The sequence below is a fragment of the Mesorhizobium sp. M7A.F.Ca.CA.003.01.2.1 genome, assembly GCF_003998945.1.
GTDB classification, from domain to species: Bacteria; Pseudomonadota; Alphaproteobacteria; order Rhizobiales; family Rhizobiaceae; genus Mesorhizobium; species Mesorhizobium ciceri.
Genome location: NZ_RZRA01000872.1, coordinates 1 through 2,362, shown reverse-complemented (window position 1 = coordinate 2,362; position 2,362 = coordinate 1). Strand labels below are relative to the sequence as shown.

Sequence of the window (2,362 nt, the reverse complement as noted above, 5' to 3'; positions counted from 1 at the left end):
GCCACCGCATGGAGGAAGTGTTCGAACTCGCCGACCGGGTATCCGTGCTGCGCGACGGCACGCTGGTCGGCACCCGCAACATCGCAGAGACCAACGATGCCGAACTGGTCAAGATGATGATCAACCGCTCGATCGAGCAGGTCTATCACAAGGAGCATTTCACGCCGGGCGCCGCCATCATCGAGGCGAAAAACCTGTCCGGCAAGGGCTTCGAAAATGTCTCGATGACGGTCCGCGCCGGCGAGATCGTCGGACTCTATGGGCTGATCGGCGCCGGACGCAGCGAGTTCGTCACCACGCTCTACGGCCGCCACCGCAAATCCGCCGGCCAGATCCTCTGGGAAGGCAAGGAGGTACAGGTCAATTCCGAACATGACGCGATCAAGCTCGGCATGGCGCTGGCGCCGGAGAGCCGCCGCGACCAGGGCCTCTGCCTCAACCTGCCGGTCGGCTTCAACCTCAACCTGCCGATCTACAAGCGCATCTCGAACAATCTGCTGATTTCGAGCACGCAGGAGAAGACGCAGGCCGATCGCCAGATCGCCGATCTGCGCATCAAGACACCGACACGTGGCGCGCTGGCATCCAGCCTGTCGGGCGGCAACCAGCAGAAGATCGTCATCGGCAAATGGCTGGCGCACGGCGCCAAGCTGTTCATCTTCGACGAACCGACCGTCGGCGTCGATGTCGGCACCAAGGCCGAGATCTACCGCCTGTTCGGCGCGCTTTTGTCAAAGGGCGCCGGCATCATCCTGATCTCGTCCTATCTGCCGGAAGTCTATGAACTCGCCGATACGCTGCATGTGTTCCGGCGCGGCAAACTGGTGGCGACGCACGGTTTTCACGCCGCCAGCCACGAGGATATTCTCACTCAGGCGCTCGCCGAGAAACAAGAAAAGTTGGGAGGACAGATATGAGCACCGAGGCGATCGCCGTCGAAAAACCGAAGCGCAACTATAATGTCCTGTTCGGGCTGACGCTATTGGCGCTGCTGGTTCTGCTCTGGATCCTCCTCTCCGTGACGACGACGAGCTTCGCCTCGGCCAACAACATAGCCAATCTCCTGCGCCAGGGCTCGATGATCGCCATCATGGCGGTCGGCCAGACCTTCGTCATCATCACCGGCGGCATCGATCTGTCGGTCGGCGCCGTGGTCGGCTTCGCCACCGTGGTCGTGGCCATGATGATCAATGCCGGCTTCCCCATCTGGCTCGCCATTCTGGTGACGCTGCTGGTCGGTGTCGCCATCGGCATGTTCCACGGCTTCGGTATCGTCAAGATGGGCCTGCCGCCCTTCATCATCACGCTGGCGACGTTGACCTCGCTGCGCGGCATCGGCCTTTTGATGACCAACGGCAATTCGATCAACATCAACAGCGACACCTTCACCGCCTTCTCGCGCAATTCCTTCATCGGCATCCCCAACCTGTTCTGGATGGTGATCCTGGTCGGCATTCCGGCCTATATCTTCCTGCACCACAGCCGCTGGGGCAGATACCTGTTTTCGGTCGGCTCCAACGCCGAGGCCTCGCGCCTGTCCGGCGTCAATGTCCAGCGCACCATCTACATGGCCTACACGCTGTCGGGCCTGTGCGCCGCCTTTGTCGGCGTGCTGCTGGCCGCCCGCATCGGCATCGGCAACCCGACGCAGGCCGAGGGCTGGGAACTGCAGGCGATCGCGTCGTCGGTCATCGGCGGCACCTCGCTGTTCGGCGCCGTCGGCTCGGTGCATGGGCCGCTGCTCGGCGCCTTCATCCTGGCCACCATCAACAACGGCGCCAACCTGCTCAACGTCAATTCGTTCTGGCAGCGCATCATCACCGGCGCGCTGATCATCATCATCGTCTACTTCGACGGCCTGCGCCGCCGCGGCAAGTAGCGACCCCGCAATCAACCGCCGGTCCGCCACACCAACGGGCCGGCGATTTCATGACTGGATTAGCGCATGAAAGCCGTCCTCTGCCGTTCGCCCGGCGATCTTGTCCTTGAAGACCGGCCCGCACCCGAGGCACCGCCTCCCGGCTGGGCGCTGGTGGCGGTCAGCCATGTCGGCATCTGCGGCACCGACTACCACATTTTCGAGGGCAAGCACCCGTTCCTCGCCTATCCCCGCATCATGGGTCATGAGGTCTCGGGTACCGTGATGGAGACCGGCGAAGGCGTCGAACTGGCCATTGGTGAGCCCGTCGTCGTCAACCCCTATCTTTCCTGCGGCAAGTGCATCGCCTGCCGGCACGGCAAGCCCAATTGCTGTGTCAGGATCGAGGTGCTTGGCGTGCATCGCGACGGCGCCATGTGCGAACGCATCCTGGTGCCGGCGCAAAATCTCTATCCGGCCAACGGCCTTTCGCTGGCCGACGCC

Annotated in this window: 3 protein-coding genes; all 3 read left to right on the top strand. The window is 62.9% G+C overall.

Annotated features, from left to right (window positions below; translation table 11 throughout):
- Positions 1 to 917, top strand: a 917-nt coding sequence (locus tag EN969_RS26960) for a sugar ABC transporter ATP-binding protein (RefSeq protein WP_164758518.1), incomplete at its 5' end; no start/stop codon positions are given.
- Positions 914 to 1,879 carry an ABC transporter permease gene (locus tag EN969_RS26955; RefSeq protein WP_013529527.1) on the top strand — a complete coding sequence of 322 codons (966 nt, stop codon included), beginning with the start codon at positions 914 to 916 and terminating at the stop codon, positions 1,877 to 1,879. The genes EN969_RS26960 and EN969_RS26955, both read left to right, overlap by 4 nt.
- A gap of 66 nt (positions 1,880 to 1,945) precedes the next feature.
- Positions 1,946 to 2,362 (top strand): alcohol dehydrogenase catalytic domain-containing protein (locus EN969_RS26950; RefSeq protein ID WP_164758517.1); only part of this gene is annotated, 417 nt, incomplete at its 3' end.